The following is a 17,066-nucleotide window of genomic DNA, read 5'->3' as shown; positions in this document are numbered from 1 at the left end:
TCGCCGTTTCTCCCGACATGCGTTTTATCGAGCGGCGCTCTCCACGGCGTCTTGCGCAAACTGCGTCGGCGGTACGCCGACATGACGCGCGAACGCGACACTGAATGCGCTGGCCGAACTGTAGCCCACGCGCGCCGCGATCGTCGCGATGCTGAATGTGTTCTGTCGCAGCAGGTTCTTCGCGATGGCCATACGCCAGGAGAGTAGATACTCCATCGGCGCGACGCCGACTGCGCGGCTGAAGCGGTCGAAGAAAGAGGAGCGCGAGAGCGCCGCTATTTTCGCCAGTTGTGCGACTGTCCAGTGCTTTGCCGGATTTTCGTGCATCTCACGGATGGCGAGCGCAAGACGGACATCGGAAAGACCGCGGACAAGTCCGGGCGATGCACCCGTTTGCACCGATCGCAACGCTTCGATGAACAGTACTTCGAGCAGGCTCGCCAATACGACTTCGCGTGCGGGCCGCTGCGCACGCGATTCGTCCCGCACGAGTTTGACGAGGATCGAAAGCCGGCGATCGCCACGCACAAGGACGAGTTCGGGCAGCAGCGAAACCAGCAAGGCCGCGTCGGGCGAACCAAACGCGCACATACCCGCGAGCCATTGCGCATCCGGCGCGGTGGACGCATCGCCAAAACGAAAGCTGCCATCGGGTAGCGCTGTCGGCGCATTATTTGATAGGCCGTCACCATCCGGCGGATCGATGCTTGTTATCGTGAAGCTGAACACTTCGGGCACGAGGACGAAGTCGTCGGCCTGGAGAATGAGCGGGTCCCGGCCATTCACGGACAGACGAAGCGATCCATCCAGTACCACGCAATAAAACGGCTGTCCGATTTCCGTGCGGCTCGCGCGCCAGCGCCCTGCGCCACTCAGCACTTTCGAGAACGTCGGAGTCGGCTGGAGCAGCATGACGACATCAGCGAGAGGATCGGTCATGATCGGACGAACACAAATGGAATGTGGACGTTCGATTGTAGCCAGTCCAGCCTGTCCCGACGTATCGTGCTGAGACTGTTACCACACAGGAGTCGACATGAAGACGGTATTGATCACCGGCTGCTCGTCCGGTTTTGGCCTCGAGGTTGCGCGACATTTTCTGGATCGCGAATGGCGCGTGATCGCCACGATGCGCACGCCGCGGGAAGACGTGTTGCCACGTTCCGATCGTTTGTCCATCCTCGCGCTCGACGTGAAGGATCCGCAGAGCATCCGTGGGGTCATCGATGCTGCCGGCCCTATCGATGTGCTTGTCAACAACGCCGGCATCGGCTTTCTCAACGCGCTTGAAGGCACGCCGATGGACACTGTGCGCGACATCTTCGAAACGAACACGCTCGGCACCATCGCGATGACACAGGCGGTATTGCCGCAGTTTCGCGAGCGCCGGGAAGGCGTGATCATCAACGTCACATCGACCGTCACTTGCAGACCGCTGCATCTGCTATCGGTGTATACCGCCAGCAAATCTGCGGTCAACGCGTTCAGCGAATCGCTCGCGCTCGAACTGGAGCCGTTCAATGTGCGCGTACGCGTGGTGCTGCCGGGACGTGCACCATCCACGCGCTTTGGCGAGAACGCGCAAGCACGCATGAAGGACGGTTTTCCCGAGCCATACAGCGCAATCGTGCAGCAGATCTTCGCGAACTGGCAGAAAGAGACGACTGTCACGCATGCAGCGGATGTCGCCGAAGCGGTGTGGCTCGCCGCAAACGACGCGTCGAGTCCGTTCATGATTCCAGCCGGCGAAGACGCCATCGAGTGGTACGACGCGCGGTCTCGATAGCGCGCCGGCCAGGACGAGGGACCGCTGAGATCGGTCCATACCGTGCCGTACCGAGCTTCGGTACGCGCCCCGGGTAATGCATGGTCGGGTGACCGCTCGCCCGCGCGACTACTCAAACGGCCTGAGCTGCGACTCTGGCACGTCGATGCGCAGGTCCTCCATCAGCACCGTCTCGATCGGCTCGTGTGACGCGCCCTCGCTCGCGACCTTGATGGGCAGCCCATGGCTGACATCGAACCACAGCTCATAGCGGAACACGCCCGTCGCTAAGTGCCCGGGCCTGCACGTCACGATTACATGTGACGCTTGACGTATGCCGATCGTTTCAGCGCCGACGACCTGCGTGTCGCCATGCAGTTGAAGCTCATGGACGTTGACGAGCAGTGCGCCGATATCGGACTGATCGACGCGATGACCCTGCGGGCTCAGGATCATGCGATTGTCGGGACTGAGCGCTAGCGTCGGAATGGTGTCGAAACCAAATGGCCAGAGCTTTACCTTCCGGCTTTCAGGGTTGTAAGTGAGTGTCGCGCCGGCATGGGGACGGATGAAGTCCATGCGAACGAAACCTGGCTTGCGGTAGCCATAGAGTATCTCGACCGGTTCCGCCCCCGCCGATATGGATTTGAGCGTGACCTGATAGTTTTCGAGCGCATCGAAGCGTGATTGCGCATCGGAAACAAAATCCCGGTCCGGAAGTGGCGCGTTCGTCATCGGGTGATTTTGGCGCATTGCTCCGCACCAAGCAATGCTCGCGCGGGCGAACCTGCATGCGCCTGGGCCGCCCTGCGAATATGCGGAGCGCGTCGCAAACAAGGAGGAAGAGCACCTGGTGACCATCGACGTGCGCGGCCAAGCGCTTTGCGCTGGAGGCAGAGGCCAGCGACGCGTCGACAAATCGTGATGTACAGCGGCAAACCGCGATAAGTGCAACAATCGAACTCGTCAGCGTGCTTGCAAGGCAACCACGCGAACGTGAGCCAGACGACGGGCCGTCCGGGCGGAGTCTGGCTTTCCGAATCGAGCACCGAACTCTGCTGCGCTAACGGTTCGGCGCGGCGAGTCACAACGGCGATTGAGGGAGTGACGGCCCATGATGCTGACGCTCGCCAACGTGTCGAAGCACTACGCAGGCACCACGCCGCGCAACGTTCTGCGCGGTGTAAATCTCGAACTGCGGGCAGGCGAATGCGTCGCGATCATGGGCGAATCGGGGGTCGGCAAATCGACGCTGCTCAATCTCGCGGCCGGACTCGACCGGCCGGATGCCGGTCAAATCGTCTTTGACGGACAAGATCTCGCCGTGCTCGACGACGACGCTGCCACGCTGCAGCGCCGCCAGAAAATGGGCTTCGTGTTCCAGGCGTTTCATGTGCTGCCGAACCTGTCGGCGGCGCAGAACATCGCGTTGCCGCTGCTCTTGAACGGCATGCGCGCGAAAGACGCGCCCGCGCGCGTGTCGCGCCTACTGCTCGCGGTCGGGCTCGGCGGACGCGAGCGCGCGCTGCCGCGCGAATTGTCGGGCGGCGAATTGCAGCGGGTCGCGATCGCCCGTGCGCTCGTGCATCAGCCGCGTCTCGTGCTGGCCGACGAGCCCACCGGCAATCTCGATTACGACACGGCGATGCGCATCCTCGCGCTTTTGCGCGAGCTGGCGCAAAAAAACGGCGCGGGCGTGCTGCTCGCGACGCACTCGGCGGCCGTGGCAGCTGCCGCCGACCGCGTGTTGCGGCTCACGCCCGACGGGCTTGGGCCGTACGCGCGGGGCGCGGGCGGAGCATAGCGGCGATGCGATGGCCTGGCGCCGTACGTCCATCGCGGGACTCCGCTTCGCCGCGCTCATCGCGCCGCCCGGGCAATCGCATGCCGGCTGGCGGAGTCGGCGCGGCGCTCATCGCCGGCGAAATGCGCGGGCATCCGCTGCGCACGTTGATCGGCATTCTCGCGATTGCCGCGGGTGTCGCCATGGGCTACGCCGTGCAGCTGATCAATCGCGCGGCACTCAATGAGCTGTCAGCCACCGTCAATTCGCTGATGGGCAACGCCGATATCGAGCTGCGCGGCCCGCGCGCGGGCTTCGATGAAGCGCTGTTCCCGCGCATTGCCAACTTGCCCGAGGTCGCGGTGGCAAGCCCAGTCACCGAGGTCGATGCGCGCGTCGCGGGACGCGACGAGTCATTGAAGCTGCTCGGCGTCGATGTGTTTCGCGCAGGCTACGTCACGCCGAATCTCGTCGGGCGCGTGGAGCAAACGGATCGCGCCAATCGTTCGAAGGGCACAAAGGGGACGAAGGGCACGAAGGGCACCAGCCTCGATCTGCTCGACCCGGACACCGTCTTTCTCTCGCCTGCCGCGCTGACCTGGCTCTCGCTCAAGCCCGGCGATTCGCTGACAGTGCAGGTCGGGCTCGCTTCGATCGCGCTGCGCGTCGCGGGCGTACTGCCGGCATCAGGCGACGCGGTGCGCGTCGGCGTGATGGACATCGGCGCCGCGCAATGGCGCTTGCAGCGGCTCGGCACGCTTCAGCGCATCGACATCAAGCTCAAGCCAGGCGTTGACGCCGAAGCGTTCGCGCATTCGATTGCAGCGCTTTTGCCTGCGGGCGTCGCCGCCGTCACGCCAGGTGACAACGCACACCGCACGTCGATGCTCTCGCGTGCGTATCGCGCGAATCTCAACGTACTCGCGCTCGTCGCGCTGTTCACGGGCGCATTCCTCGTTTTCACGATGCAGGCCTTAGCGGTACTGCGGCGCCGCGCGCAGTTTGCGCTGCTGCGCGCGATTGGCGTGACTCAGCGTGGCGTGCTTTGGCTCGTCGTCGCGGAGGGGGCATTCCTCGGCATGCTCGGCGCGGCGGCGGGTCTCGCCATCGGCTTTGCGCTCGCGGCCGCCGTGCTTCATTATGCGGGCGGCGATCTCGGCGGCGGCTATTTCGAAGGCGTTCAGCCGCGCGTGCATTTCGATGCGCTGCCCGCGGCGATTTTTTGGGGGCTGGGGGTGAGCGCGTCGGTGCTCGGCAGTTTCGCGCCGGCGCTCGAAGCGGCGCGGGCGCGGCCCGCGCGAGCGCTGAAGGCGGGCGACGAGGAAGCGCCGACCGCACGGCTGCGCGCGAAGCGGACCGTCGCGGCGGCGCTGCTCGCGATCGGGGCCGGGCTCGTAGCGGCGCTATTGCCGCCCGTGGCCGGCTTGCCGGTATTCGGGTATCTCTCGATCGCGCTGTTGCTCCTGGGCGGCGTGCTCGCGATGCCGGCCGTCGCGCGCGCCGTGTTCGTCTTGCTGCCCCGCCCGAGCCATGCATTGCCGCAGCTCGTGCTGTCGCAGCTGGCCAATGCCCCCGGCCGCGCGACGATCGGCTTGGCGGGTATCGTCACGAGCTTTAGCCTGATGACGGCGATGGCGATCATGGTGTCGAGCTTTCGTGTCGCGGTCGACGACTGGCTGCAGCTGCTGCTTCCCGCGCCGCTCTATCTGCGCGCTTCGTCCGGCGGCGACAGCGCATTTCTATCGCCGGGCAATCAGGCGGCCATCGCCGCCACACCCGGCGTTGCGCGCGTCGAGTTTCTTCGCGCCACGCAAATATCGCTCGACGCTCGCCTGCCGCCCGTCAGCCTGCTCGCGCGACCCATCGATCCTCGCCATCCCGCCGCTCGCCTGCCGCTGACGACTGCGCCTCTCGTGCCGCCAGCCGGCGATCCGCCGCCGGTGTGGATCAGCGAGGCGGTCGCCGATCTGTATGGGATGCATCGGGGCCAGCGCATCACGTTGCCGCTGGCGGGGCAGCGTTTGCCGTTCACGGTGGCCGGCATTTGGCGCGACTATGCACGCCAGTTCGGCGCCATCGTGATCGACGCAAGCGACTATCGCCGGCTGACTCACGACACACGCGTGACCGATGCCGCCTTGTGGCTTGCCTCGGGCGTGGCACCGGCGCAAGCGATCTCACGCTTGCGCGCCAGCGTGCCCGGTGGGCAGCGTCTCGAGTTCGCGCAGCCTGGCGATATCCGGGCTGCAAGCCTGCGGATCTTCGATCGCAGCTTCGCCGTGACCTATTTGCTGGAAGCGGTAGCGGTCATCATCGGACTATTCGGCATCGGCGCGAGCTTCGGCGCGCAAGCGCTCGCCCGCAAGCGCGAGTTCGGCATGCTGCGGCACATCGGCGTCCTGCGGCGCCAAATCGCGGTCATGCTCGCGATGGAAGGCGCGCTCGTTGCGCTGCTCGGCGTGCTCGCCGGCCTGACGCTGGGCTACGGTCTCGCGATCGTGCTCGTGCACGTTGTCAACCCGCAGTCGTTTCATTGGACGATGGGCGTGCATATGCCGTGGGGGTTGCTGGCCGCGCTGGCGGCGGCGGTCGTCGTTGCCGCCGCGCTCACGGCGCTCTTGAGTGCTCGCGCGGCGATGTCGGTCGATGCGGTGCGCGCCGTGCGCGAAGACTGGTGACGCGATGAGAAGGCGCACGTTCCTGTTATGGCCGCTAGCCGCGCAGGCGTTAAGCGCTGCGTGGGCGCGCACGCCGGAGTTTCCAATCGTGGTGAACGGACAGCCGCTGGTGTTCCCGCGCGACTATGGCGCGCATTCGAGCTATCGCAACGAATGGTGGTACGTGACCGGCTGGCTGCAACCCGATGCCAACGCGGCAGCGGATGCCACGCCGAGCGCCGCCGCGGACGCATCAATGGGCTTCGAAGCGACGTTCTTTCGCTCGCGCCCGGCTCTCGACGACGCCAATCCGAGCCGCTTCGCGCCGAATCAATTGCTGTTTGCCAACGTGGCGCTGAGCGATCCGCGCGCGGGCAGCCTTCAGCATGATCAGCGCGCTGCGCGCCGTGGCTTCGGTTTGGCCGACGCGAGCGAGACGGACACCGCCGTTCACATCGACGACTGGTCGCTCGAGCGCAACGCGGACGGCCGCTACCGCTTGAACGTCGCCACCTCCGGCTTTGCGTTCGCCTTCACTTTAGAGCCGACGCAACCGGTGCTTCTCAACGGTGCAGGCGGGTATAGCCGCAAAGGTCCGCTTGCGAGTGAGGCCAGCTACTACTACAGCGAGCCGTGGCTGCGAGTCGACGGCGTGCTCAAGCGTAGCCGTCATTCACCCGGGAATGGTGAGCGCGTACGCGGGCGGGCGTGGCTCGATCACGAATGGTCGTCGGCACCGCTCGCGGAGGTTGCGGTCGGCTGGGATTGGATCGGCATCGATCTCGATGACGGCGGGGCGCTGATGGCCTTCCAGATCCGTGACAAGGCAGGCCGCAAGTTCTGGGCAGGCGGCACGCTGCGCGCCGCCGATGGAAGCACGCATGCCCTATCCCCGGACAGCGTGAGCTTCACGCCGCTACGCCGTTGGCGTTCGCCGCATACCGGCGCGGATTATCCGGTGGCGATGCGCGTCGATGCGCAGGACCTGCATCTGATGCTCGTACCGCTCATGGACGATCAGGAATTCGACAGCCGGGCGAGCACCGGCGCAGTGTATTGGGAGGGAGCCGTGACGGCGTTTCAAGCTGGTGCGGCAATCGGCAATTTCGATTCGGCAAGAACAAGCGCTGCAAAACCGGTAGGACGTGGCTATCTCGAGCTCACGGGATATGTTCAGCGAGTCGAGCTATAGCGACGGGTTTATATTCAGGCAATCGGGAGGCGAGCGGAGGTCACCGTGAGGCGTGTTTTCCTTGGCATCGTACTCATGACTGCATTCCTGACGTCATGCGAACATGTGGCGCCGCGATCGTGGGACTTACCGCCTGACGTCAAGGTCCTACAGGTGAATGGCTACCCGATGGCCTATGTAGAAAGCGGGCAGGGCATACCGCTGATCCTCGTGCATGGGACGCTTGGCGATTATCGAAACTGGGAGCCGGTTATCCCATTACTATCGAAGCACTACCGGACAATTTCAGTCAGCCTCCGGCATTCCTACCCCGAGCCGTGGAATGGTCAGGACGACGATGCCACGCTCGGCCAGCATGCGGCCGATCTAGCTGCATTTATCCGGGCGCTTGGCGCCGGCCCAGTTCATTTTCTCGGACATTCGCGCGGCGGCGCGGTAGTCCTCCTCACGGCGTCTGCACATCCCGAACTGGTTCGTACCGTTGTTCTGGCAGACCCCGCACCCCTGAATACCCTATTGGCAAGTCGACCGGAAGTTCAAGCCGCCGTGGACGAACGCACCGCGCTAGTTCGATCGATGCAGGATCGCTTCCGCGAGGGTGATTTGGATGGCGGGGCTGCCCTCTGGATCAATGGCGTCGGAGGCCCTGGCGCATGGACTGCCGCATCCGAGACCTCACGCAACGTCTGGCGGGCAAACGCATGGACCGCAAAAATGCTATTGGATGACGACCGTCAGCCATTTCGTTGTAACGATGCGGCCCGGATTCTCGCGCCGGTTCTGCTCGTCACCGGCGATAAGAGCCCAGCCATCTACGGCTACATGCAAGAGTCCCTGCGCCCCTGCTTGAGATCGGTCACGAACACGGTAATTCCGAACGCAGGTCATGGCATGTTTCGCGCCAATCCTCGCGTATTCAGTGAGCGCGTGCTTGACTTCCTGGCAGCGCACTCATGAAGCGGGCGTCGGGCCAAATCGGGCTGACGCATGCCAATCATCGCGATGGCGGCCTCGAAGGCGAAGCCGCCCCACGTGACTTTCGCCATCTTCTTCGGCGATCAAGCGTTGAAACCGCCGTCGATGGTCAAGCTCGCGCCAGTGACGGTGGTACGCGGAGCAGGGGCCGATATCGCTCTACTACCCGAACAAGAAGCTCTTGCCGGCGAGAACGCGCGTGTTCATCGACTTTGTCGTCGACGCGTTTGACAGGCACAATCTAGCGGCCAGATTCGACGGCCGATGACACAGATCCGCACAAGTCGGTAGTCTGCGATGTTTCAGTGAACCAACAGCCTCGCTGCCTGAATGCAACCACTCGGACGACCTCATGACTGAGCCTCGTCTCAAACGCCAAAAAGCCCGCAACACGGGCGCGCAAGATCGAAGAGTTCATCGGCATGCTCAATCGCGGCGAAACTATTTATCCCTAGATCGAACCGTCCGATGAAACGCAAGCTGGCAGTCGTGGGCGGTGGCGTTCTACTGACGTTACCCGTCTACCTTGTTCTGGCGAATTTCCAGCCACTTGAAGACCTGTTCCTGTATCACGGCGCGTGGAAAGCTTTCAAACCGCTGTTCCTCGCGGGCAACGCGATCGGAATACACGGGGACGGCGCGATCGTGGAAACGGCGATGTTCGTTGTGAGCTTCCTTATCGCGGTCGCTATCGTCGCTTTACTCGCCCGCGGCATCGCGCGCGCAAGACGAGAGCGAAACAACGCGTAAGAGTGAGACGCAGGAGCAGAAACCGCATCTCTCCTCGGGGGGCGCCTAGCACAAAGGTCCGTGGCCGCATCGTCCGTGCCGAGGCATATCCGTTGCTGATCAAAATGCGCGAAAACCACGGATAGGAGCATGAAATGGCAGGCGACAACTCTTTCAAGCCGGGCGAGATCGTCAAGACGTCTGGCATCTATTCTGTCGTCCGCGACGACGGTAAAGGTACTTTCGAAGTGACGTGCGTCGAGGGAGAGCATTTTCCGCCAACCAGAAGCGGAAAGGGTGCCCATTACGAGCTGAAGTACGCGGCGACACACTCACGCAAGCATGGAGAACTGAAGGGCGACGCCGCCTGATGACGCCGCGTACGCTCGGTCATCTTTTGCGGCTTGCCGAAGCAACCGCCGATTCCCGGTTGACCGCACGAGGCGGCTTGTCTTCCCTGATTCCCTCGAACGACGCATGCCGGATCTCACCGGTCGGCGTCCACTCGAGAAAGGAAACCTCGGCGACGACCTCGGGCTTCAGCCATGAAAACTCCTGGTCACGATCAGGTGCTGGCGCGTTGCGAAATGGCGAACGCACGCGCTTTATCCGCTCTATTCGAGCTTGGAAGGACGCGCTTTGACGCGGCGTCAGATGGGGTCGCACGTGGCCCGCGTACCGTAACGCTCCGTCCGGTTCGTAGACACCGAGCAGCAGCGAGCGGACGCCGGCTTTTGCGCCCTTCGTACGCGCGATGCCACCGATGACAAACTCTTGCCGCAAGTGGCATTTGATTTTGATCCAATCGGTGGAACGGCCGGACCGGTAGAGCGAGTCGCCGCGTTTGCCGATGATGCCCTCCAACTTCATCTTGCACGCCGCAGCAATAAGAGATTCGGGGTCTTGGGCGAAGTCTTCCGAGTACCGCAGCAGTGGCGTTTGGATGCTATCCATCATGTCGTGAAGGACGCGCCGCCGCGCGCGGAGAGGTTCGTCGCGCAGATCTCGGCCGTTGAGCCATAGCAGGTCGAAGACGAACAGGATGATGCTTTGCGTCCGATGCCGATCGAACGCATTCTGCAGAGCGTTGAAGTCGGGTTTTCCGTCGGCGTCGAGTACCGTTGCCTCTCCGTCGAACCATGCATTGTCGACGGCGATCTCGGCGGCGACGTCGCGCAGATGAGGCAACCGAGCCGACCAATCATGTCCGTTGCGAGTGAAGAGCCGCGCTTCTCCGTGCTCGATTCGCGTCAGCATCCGGTAGCCGTCGAATTTGATCTCGTACGACCAATCGCCATAGCCCGGTGCCGCGCTAACGAGTGTGGCGAGCTCGGGATCGATGATTGACGGCATTTCACCCGGTACGTCAGGCGATCGTTGAGCGGGTCGCGGACGAGCCTTGCTCCATCTCCCCATGCGCTTCCTCCTGACACACGCGCCACAACGTGTAGGCCGTCCCGCGTACATTGCGCACCAACTGTGCCCGGCACATCGCCCCGGTCGGTTACACGCTTGCCTTCGGCGACAGTTGCGCGATATCGACTGTCTGGTTAGACGAACGGATCACCTTCATGGCGACCCACGCGACGAGGTAAGCCGAACCACAGATCACGAAGAGGATGTTATAGCCCGCGTTGATGTGCCCGAGCGCCTTGAAGTGATCGAGGACGGCGCCGACAAAGAGCGGGAAGAGCGTTGCGCCGAGCGCACCCGCGAGTCCGCCGATACCCACCACCGAGCCGACCGCTGCCTTGGGGAACATGTCCGAGGCCGTCGTGAACAGGTTGGCCGACCATCCCTGATGGGCGGCGGCGGCGAGGCTCAGAAGCGCAACCATCGCCCACATATCGTTGATCCATGGAGACATCGCAATCGGCGTGACCAGGAACGCGAGTACTAGCATCGTCGTCTGCCGTGCTTTCGTGACCGACCACCCGCGACGGATCAGCGCCGAGGAAACCCAGCCGCCACCGATGCTACCCATCGACGTGGAGATGTAGACGATGACCAAAGGAAGGCCAAGATTCTTGAGATCGAGGTGGAAACGCGAATTGAAGTACGACGGCAGCCAGAACAGCATGAACCACCAGATCGGGTCGGTCAGCAGCTTGCCCGCGAAAAAGGCCCATGTCGGGCGGAGCTTGAATAGCGAGACCCAACGTACCTTCGCCGGTTCGACGGTGGAAGGCGAAGCGGCGTCCTCGCTGATGTATTCGAGCTCTGCCTTCGTGACCTTCCTATGCTTCAGCGGCGCCTGGTACATGACGCACCAGAAGCCGAGCCATACGAAACCCGTCAGACCCGTCACGAAGAAAGCGGCCTCCCAGCCGTATGTAGCCGCCAGCCACGGGACGACCGCGGGCGCTGCGACGGCGCCGATGCTGGTTCCCGCCGTCAGAATACCGACGGCGAGCGCCTGCTCCTTGCGAGGAAACCATTCGGAGACGCTTTTGACGGCACACGGGAAGCTTCCGGATTCCGAAATGCCCAGGAGTGCGCGCATGACACCGAAGCCCAATGTGCTACGCACGAGCGCATGGCCGCAAGCTGCGATGCTCCAAAGCAGGACACATACACCGTAGCCGATCTTCACGCCGACTTTGTCGACGAGCTTGCCCGAGAGCAGCATCCCGATCGCGTAGCAGGCCGTGAACACGACGACGATGTAACTGTATTGTGTCTCAGTCCAGTTGAACTGAAGCGCAAGCGAGGGCTTCAACAATCCGAGAACCTGACGGTCGAGATAGTTGATCGTCGTTGCGAAAAATAGCAGCGCGCAAACGCGCCAACGATATTTCGAAAGTTCCATGTCTTACTCCTGTCTCCTTGAACGCGCCTGATTGCGCTTGCATCGAGCCGATATGCCGGTTCTTTGAGCATCCTGTGCCGGCAGCCACGGCCTTAACGAACTAGGCCAATAAACCTCGCCATTTGCCGAACGGAACTGAGAAGAAGATGTCGGCCAGGGTGTGTCCTTAGACCGAGAGCAGAAGCCTGCTGAAGAAGGAGGGTTTGCTCCGGCTTCATGATCAGGTCTGCGACAACGGCGTTCCTCTTGGAATTCGATAGGTCGATCGGCATGGAATCCGATGGACTCATGCCGACCGGGGACGCATTGACGATCAGGTCGTCGGCGGGATTCGCGCTGGCTTCTGCCAATTCGATAACCACGTGCCGATACCGGCTTCGAAGTTCAGCCGCCAGGACATCTACCGCTTCCTCGCGAATATCGGCGAGCCTCAGCACCGCAACTTGTGCCGCGCATAACGCGTTCGCGAGAGCGCGGCCCGCACCGCCGGCTGCACCGACGACAAGGACCTGCCGCCCGGACGCAGATAGACCCTGCTGTTCAAGGCCAATGACAAAGCCTTCTCCATCGAAGTTGTCCGCGAGCCAACCTCCGTCTCCCAGCTTCCGGAGGCAGTTCACCGCTCCAATTGCCGCGGCACGCTCAGTCATCCGCACGTCAGGCAATGTACCTGCCGTGACTTTATGGGGAACCGTAATCACGACGCCCGCCAGGTTTTTTAACGCTGCGAAGCCCGAAATGGCCTCATGCAGTCGGTCGGGCGTGACGTGCGCGGGCACCAGAACAGCATTGATGCCTTGCTGTGCGAAATGCGAATTGAGGAACTGCGGCGACTTCACCTGTGAGATCGGGTCGGCGACGATCACCACAATCCTGGTATCGCCGTCGATCCATCCGGTCGAGCGTGCACAGCCCGCGGTAGCCGGATCAACCAAAGTTTGCATGACGCTTCTCGCGGAATGCAGCAACACCTTCCGCGGCGTCCGGTGACGCCTTGCAGACTGATGCTGCGAGCTCATGTGCGTATTCGCGCTGCCCCGACTCCATCATCCGGACGAGTCGCTTGCCAACTGAGAGGGAAGTGGTTGACCGCTTCTGCAGCGTCGCGCAAACGGCGTCTACCCGAGCTGCGAGTTCATCCGCTGGGAGCGCTTCGTTGACGATACCCCACTGAGCCGCTATGGCTGCCCCGACCGGCTCGCCCAATAGAATCAGTTCGCGGGTGCGCGTGGCACCGACAAGTTCGGAGAGGCGGGCACAGCCCATCCAGCCAGGAATCGCGCCGACCGCCGCTTCCGGGAAGCCGATTCGCGCGTCGACGCTTGCGTAGCGGAAGTCGCAGGCTAACGCGAGTTCGAATCCGCCGCCCAGCGCGCTGCCCGAGAGCACCGCGATCGTGGGCTTATCAAGCTCTGCGATCCTTCGGAAGACGCGATTCCCATCACGAATGAATCGCGTGCCCATCTGTTGCGGGTCGATGTCGCCCCATTCGTTGATGTCGGCGCCGCTGCAGAAGAATCGTTGACTGTTCGAAGTGAACTTGAGCACGCGCAGTTCGTCATTGCGTTCGACGGTCGCGACGTACCGATCAATGTCGTCCAGCATGCCCGTCGTCAGCGCGTTATGTCGCGCTGTCCGATTGAGCGTGATCGATGCAACCGCGCCTTCGATGGCGAAAATGACGTCGGATTCCTGCTGCATGAGAGATACCTCTGGATTCGGCTAAAGGCCAGTACGGTTCGCAGTTCAATGGGCGATTGACGCTTCGAGAAGGTGCTCATCGACCAAGGGAGCGAACTCCATCCGGGCAAGCACGTCCTTCTGCAAATCGATGCCTTTGGCTACCTCGATCAGGCGCACACCAAGCGGGTCGAGCTTGAACACGGCGCGCTCGGTAACGTAGAAAACCTCTTTGCCGTCGAGGCGCGCCTGAAGACCGCTGAACGTCACGTGTCGAACGGTCTTCACTGCCTTGGGGACCGAGCCGGGCGAGACGATTTCGAGCGTGTCGTCGCTCTTTCTCCGAACGCGCAGGCCTTTTGCTTCGAATGCGCCGCAGAAGACGATCTTTCTGGCGCCTTGGGCAATGTCCATGAACCCGCCAGGGCCAACCACGGTGCTACCCAGTTTGGAAACATTCACGTTTCCTTCTTGGTCGAACTCGCCCATGCCGAGGAACGTGATATCGATGCCGCCCCCGCTGTAAAAGTCGAACTGATCAACGCTCGGCACGATCGCATCAGCATTGCGCGCGGTGCCGAACATCGGGCCATCGAGCATGGCCCCACGATGGATGCCCTGTTCAACCGAGCCCCAATATTCCGAGCCGCGACCTTGCTGCGCCAGCACCGCGGGGATGGCGCCGGGGAACCCGAATCCGAAATTCACTGACTGATTCGTGCCAAGTTCCTGCGCTGCACGCTCGGCAACGATCAGGCGCATACCTTCGGGCATGTCCGGGTCAGCTGTCTCGCCGAGCGATTCGCCGCTGAGCGTGGCGTCATAGTCGCTGATTGCGCACTGCCGTTGAGCGGGGGTTTCAACCGTGACGTCTACCATGACACCCGGCACGCGAACGAGACGTGCGGGCACGTGACCTGCGGACTTGCCTTTCACTTGAGCAATCACCTTGCCGCCACTGTTGTGCGCGGCAAGTGCAACGGCGTAGATGTCGAGGTCGGCGGGTTCACGGCGCGTGGACAGATTCCCGCGATCGTCGGCGGACGATGCCATGACGATGGAGAAGTCGATCTTGATGGGCTTGAAGCGCAGATACTCATCGCCGCCAATCTCGATCAGTTCGACGAGGTCTTCAGTGGTGACCGCGTTGAGCTTGCCTCCACCCAGTCGGGGATCGACAAAGGTCCTGAGTCCAACCCGCGTGATAACGCCCGGACGCCCCGCGCCGATCTCCCGGAACAGCGTGGCGATCACTCCGCCCGGAAAGCTGTATCCCTCGATCTGCCCCGATTCCGCCAGGGCCTGCATGGCGGACGACCACACCCAGTGGCCGCCGATGACGCGCTTGACCATGCCTGCGTGCGCGAACCGGCCAAGACCGCTGCCCTGGCCATCGCCGACACCCAAGGCATGAACCACCGTGAGATTGCAGGGGTGGCCCGTCTGTAGAAAGCGCGCTTCGATTGCGGCCAGCACGGCATCCGGTTCAAGGAGACCGCCACCGGAGCCGGTAATCGCGATCGTTGCGCCATCAGGAATCGAAGCCGCCGCCGCTTCTGCGCTCATCCACTTGTTCACATCGCCTCCTTATCCTCGACACCCCGGTTCATTCTCTTAAAACCGAACCGGTTCGTTACTTAACGCAAATGATGTCACGCGATCTCGAGGTCTTCAAGGGTTCGTGAGCGATAATCGGGTTTACGATAGTGGGCGCGTGCCTCGAAGGGGGCGTGACATGGAACCGCCAATGCCGCTGCAGTCGGTCTGCAGTTACCGTTCAATTTTTTGGGTTGAAGAGACAAGATGCCAACGACGACAGTCGACGGACTCAGCGAAGCACCCGTTGCCGGAAAGTTGCCGCAGCGCGCGAAGCGGACGCGCGACCCCATCGCGACACAGGCGAAGATCATCGCCGCAGCGAAAGCAGAATTTGCCAAGGTCGGCCTTGGCGGCGCTCGGATCGAGTCGATCGCGGAAAAGGCGGGCGTGAACAAGCGGATGATCTACGAGTACTTCAAGGGAAAAGAAGAGCTGTTTACGACCGTTCTTGAAGAGGCGTGGACGGACATCCGGACCGAGGAACAGAAGCTCGCACTCGATCATCTGCCGCCTGTAGAAGCCATCCGCACCCTGATGACCTTCACTTGGGAGTATTACCTGAAGAACCCCGAGTTCATGTCGCTGGTCAACAGCGAGAACCTGCATCGGGCGCGCCACATCAAGAAATCCCGTCGGTTCCGCGAGCTGCACCGAGGGTTCATCGACATGCTCCAGCGGATTCTGGACCGGGGAGTGGCATCGGGCGACTTCCGGCCCGGCGTCGATGCAAGTCAGCTGCATCTCACACTGGCCGCCATCGGGTACTACTACCTGACGAACCGTTTCACCGGCGAAGTCATCTTTGGCTTCGACTTCGTTTCGAAAGAGGCGCTTCAGAAGCGCCTCGAATTCAACATCGACACGGTGTTCAGCCTCCTGCGCCCGCGCTGATCGCGGCGACATCGACCTCCTTCCCTTTTGCCTCAGCTTTCGTTCTCGCAGGGTTTTCCGCTTCGGTAAGGGAAAACCCTTTTTTGACTTCGTGCGGTGCCGAGTGTTAAATAACGAACTGGATCGTTACTTAAGGATTTCGGCCGCACCGCGAAGAAATCCGTAGCGCGTGACGTACCAGATGCCAATGCAGGAGAGAGACATGAAGCAACGCCAGGTCGCGCTGGTCACGGGATCGCGCCGTGGAATAGGACGAGCGATCGCGCTCGAATTAGCAGATGCCGGGTTCGACATCGCGATCACCGACGTCGAACATTCGGACGAGCTCGAAGCCACGCGCTCCGACATCGAGCGCGCCGGCGTTGGATGTATGGCGCTGACATCGAACCTCGCGGACATCGCGCAACACGACGCGCTGCTCCAGACTGTCGAGGATTCGCTTGGCGCCGTTACCTGTCTCGTCAATAACGCCGGTGTTTCCGTCATGTCGCGTGGCGACCTACTCGACGTTACGCCCGAGAGCTATGACCGCTGCCTCAACGTCAACACCCGCGGCACGTTCTTCCTGATGCAGGCGTTCGGCCGGCGAGTTGCCAAAGGGCGGCAGGGCGGTGTCAGTCGCTCGATCATCACGATTACTTCGTCCAACGCCGTTGCAGCGTCGCCCCAACGCAGCGAGTACTGCGTTTCAAAGGCAGGCCTTTCGATGGCGACCACGCTGTTCTCCCTGAGACTCGCCGAGCTTGGCATCGGCGTCTTCGAGGTACAGCCGGGCCTGATCGAAACGGAAATGACCGCTCCGTCCAAAGCCCGCTACGACGCGCTCATGGAAAACGGGCTGACCGCCATCAAACGATGGGGCACGCCGAGAGAAGTCGCGGTCGCGGTACGCACGCTTGCGACGGGCGGCTTGCCGTTCAGCGTTGGCCAGGCGATCCGTGTCGATGGCGGCCTTCTCGTTTCCAAATACTGACTTCGAGAGTCAA

The 17,066-nt window shown here is 62.4% G+C and carries 16 protein-coding genes and 2 pseudogenes; 11 read left to right on the top strand and 7 right to left on the bottom strand.

The features are described 5' to 3' along the window. Positions 1-24: 24 nt before the first annotated feature. Entirely contained in the window at positions 25-939 is a 915-nt protein-coding gene (locus AB4Y31_RS17100; RefSeq protein WP_368674922.1) for an AraC family transcriptional regulator, read from the bottom strand. Positions 940-1,036: 97 nt separating this feature from the next. On the opposite strand from AB4Y31_RS17100, the gene AB4Y31_RS17095 reads away from it, so the two are divergent. Beyond that, on the top strand, positions 1,037-1,786 hold the full coding sequence (locus AB4Y31_RS17095) for an SDR family oxidoreductase (protein WP_368674921.1): 750 nt from the start codon (positions 1,037-1,039) through the stop codon (positions 1,784-1,786). 108 nt (positions 1,787-1,894) lie between these two features. Here the strand turns inward: AB4Y31_RS17095 and AB4Y31_RS17090 are convergent, their stop codons facing one another. Then, positions 1,895-2,518: a DUF1571 domain-containing protein gene (locus tag AB4Y31_RS17090; protein WP_368674920.1), complete on the bottom strand. Its 624-nt coding sequence runs from the start codon at positions 2,516-2,518 to the stop codon at positions 1,895-1,897. 364 nt (positions 2,519-2,882) lie between these two features. On the opposite strand from AB4Y31_RS17090, the gene AB4Y31_RS17085 reads away from it, so the two are divergent. The 8 genes and pseudogenes from AB4Y31_RS17085 to AB4Y31_RS17050 all read left to right on the top strand — a co-directional run bounded on the left by AB4Y31_RS17085 (position 2,883) and on the right by AB4Y31_RS17050 (position 9,472). Further along, positions 2,883-3,569 (top strand): ABC transporter ATP-binding protein, encoded by a 687-nt coding sequence (locus tag AB4Y31_RS17085; protein ID WP_368675317.1) that lies wholly within the window; start codon positions 2,883-2,885, stop codon positions 3,567-3,569. Positions 3,570-3,649: 80 nt separating this feature from the next. Further along, entirely contained in the window at positions 3,650-6,226 is a 2,577-nt protein-coding gene (locus AB4Y31_RS17080) for an FtsX-like permease family protein (RefSeq protein ID WP_368674919.1), read from the top strand. An 88-nt stretch (positions 6,227-6,314) separates the two neighbouring features. Next, positions 6,315-7,397: a lipocalin-like domain-containing protein gene (locus AB4Y31_RS17075; RefSeq protein ID WP_368674918.1), complete on the top strand. Its 1,083-nt coding sequence runs from the start codon at positions 6,315-6,317 to the stop codon at positions 7,395-7,397. Between the two features lie 75 nt (positions 7,398-7,472). Beyond that, positions 7,473-8,354 carry an alpha/beta fold hydrolase gene (locus AB4Y31_RS17070; protein WP_368674917.1) on the top strand — a complete coding sequence of 294 codons (882 nt, stop codon included), beginning with the start codon at positions 7,473-7,475 and terminating at the stop codon, positions 8,352-8,354. Between the two features lie 148 nt (positions 8,355-8,502). Further along, a pseudogene (locus AB4Y31_RS17065) lies at positions 8,503-8,640 on the top strand (LysR family transcriptional regulator); the annotation flags it as partial. A gap of 97 nt (positions 8,641-8,737) precedes the next feature. Continuing rightward, positions 8,738-8,827 (top strand): annotated as a pseudogene (locus tag AB4Y31_RS17060) (YdeI/OmpD-associated family protein); the annotation flags it as partial. Between the two features lie 13 nt (positions 8,828-8,840). Beyond that, entirely contained in the window at positions 8,841-9,122 is a 282-nt protein-coding gene (locus tag AB4Y31_RS17055; RefSeq protein ID WP_368674916.1) for a hypothetical protein, read from the top strand. 134 nt (positions 9,123-9,256) lie between these two features. Beyond that, entirely contained in the window at positions 9,257-9,472 is a 216-nt protein-coding gene (locus tag AB4Y31_RS17050; RefSeq protein WP_368674915.1) for a hypothetical protein, read from the top strand. A 19-nt stretch (positions 9,473-9,491) separates the two neighbouring features. Here the strand turns inward: AB4Y31_RS17050 and ligD are convergent, their stop codons facing one another. From ligD to AB4Y31_RS17025, 5 genes are all read right to left on the bottom strand, one after another. Further along, positions 9,492-10,454, bottom strand: a complete 963-nt coding sequence (gene ligD, locus AB4Y31_RS17045; protein ID WP_368674914.1) for a non-homologous end-joining DNA ligase — start codon at positions 10,452-10,454, stop codon at positions 9,492-9,494. Between the two features lie 151 nt (positions 10,455-10,605). Continuing rightward, on the bottom strand, positions 10,606-11,910 hold the full coding sequence (locus AB4Y31_RS17040; RefSeq protein WP_368674913.1) for an MFS transporter: 1,305 nt from the start codon (positions 11,908-11,910) through the stop codon (positions 10,606-10,608). Positions 11,911-12,002: 92 nt separating this feature from the next. Continuing rightward, entirely contained in the window at positions 12,003-12,854 is an 852-nt protein-coding gene (locus tag AB4Y31_RS17035; RefSeq protein ID WP_368674912.1) for a shikimate dehydrogenase, read from the bottom strand. Further along, positions 12,838-13,611: an enoyl-CoA hydratase/isomerase family protein gene (locus AB4Y31_RS17030; protein WP_368674911.1), complete on the bottom strand. Its 774-nt coding sequence runs from the start codon at positions 13,609-13,611 to the stop codon at positions 12,838-12,840. The genes AB4Y31_RS17035 and AB4Y31_RS17030 overlap by 17 nt, the downstream gene beginning before the upstream one ends. Before the next feature lie 45 nt (positions 13,612-13,656). Continuing rightward, positions 13,657-15,168 carry an acyl CoA:acetate/3-ketoacid CoA transferase gene (locus AB4Y31_RS17025; protein WP_368674910.1) on the bottom strand — a complete coding sequence of 504 codons (1,512 nt, stop codon included), beginning with the start codon at positions 15,166-15,168 and terminating at the stop codon, positions 13,657-13,659. Positions 15,169-15,393: 225 nt separating this feature from the next. On the opposite strand from AB4Y31_RS17025, the gene AB4Y31_RS17020 reads away from it, so the two are divergent. Then, the gene (locus tag AB4Y31_RS17020) at positions 15,394-16,080 is read left to right on the top strand and encodes a TetR/AcrR family transcriptional regulator (RefSeq protein ID WP_368674909.1); all 687 of its coding nucleotides are present in this window, start codon (positions 15,394-15,396) and stop codon (positions 16,078-16,080) included. A gap of 202 nt (positions 16,081-16,282) precedes the next feature. Beyond that, the gene (locus AB4Y31_RS17015) at positions 16,283-17,053 is read left to right on the top strand and encodes a 3-ketoacyl-ACP reductase (protein WP_368674908.1); all 771 of its coding nucleotides are present in this window, start codon (positions 16,283-16,285) and stop codon (positions 17,051-17,053) included. Positions 17,054-17,066: the final 13 nt, after the last annotated feature.

Source organism: Trinickia sp. EG282A (assembly GCF_040965455.1).
GTDB classification, from domain to species: Bacteria; Pseudomonadota; Gammaproteobacteria; order Burkholderiales; family Burkholderiaceae; genus Trinickia; species Trinickia symbiotica.
Note: the sequence above shows the minus strand (reverse complement) of the source record. Positions and strands in the feature narration are given on the sequence as shown.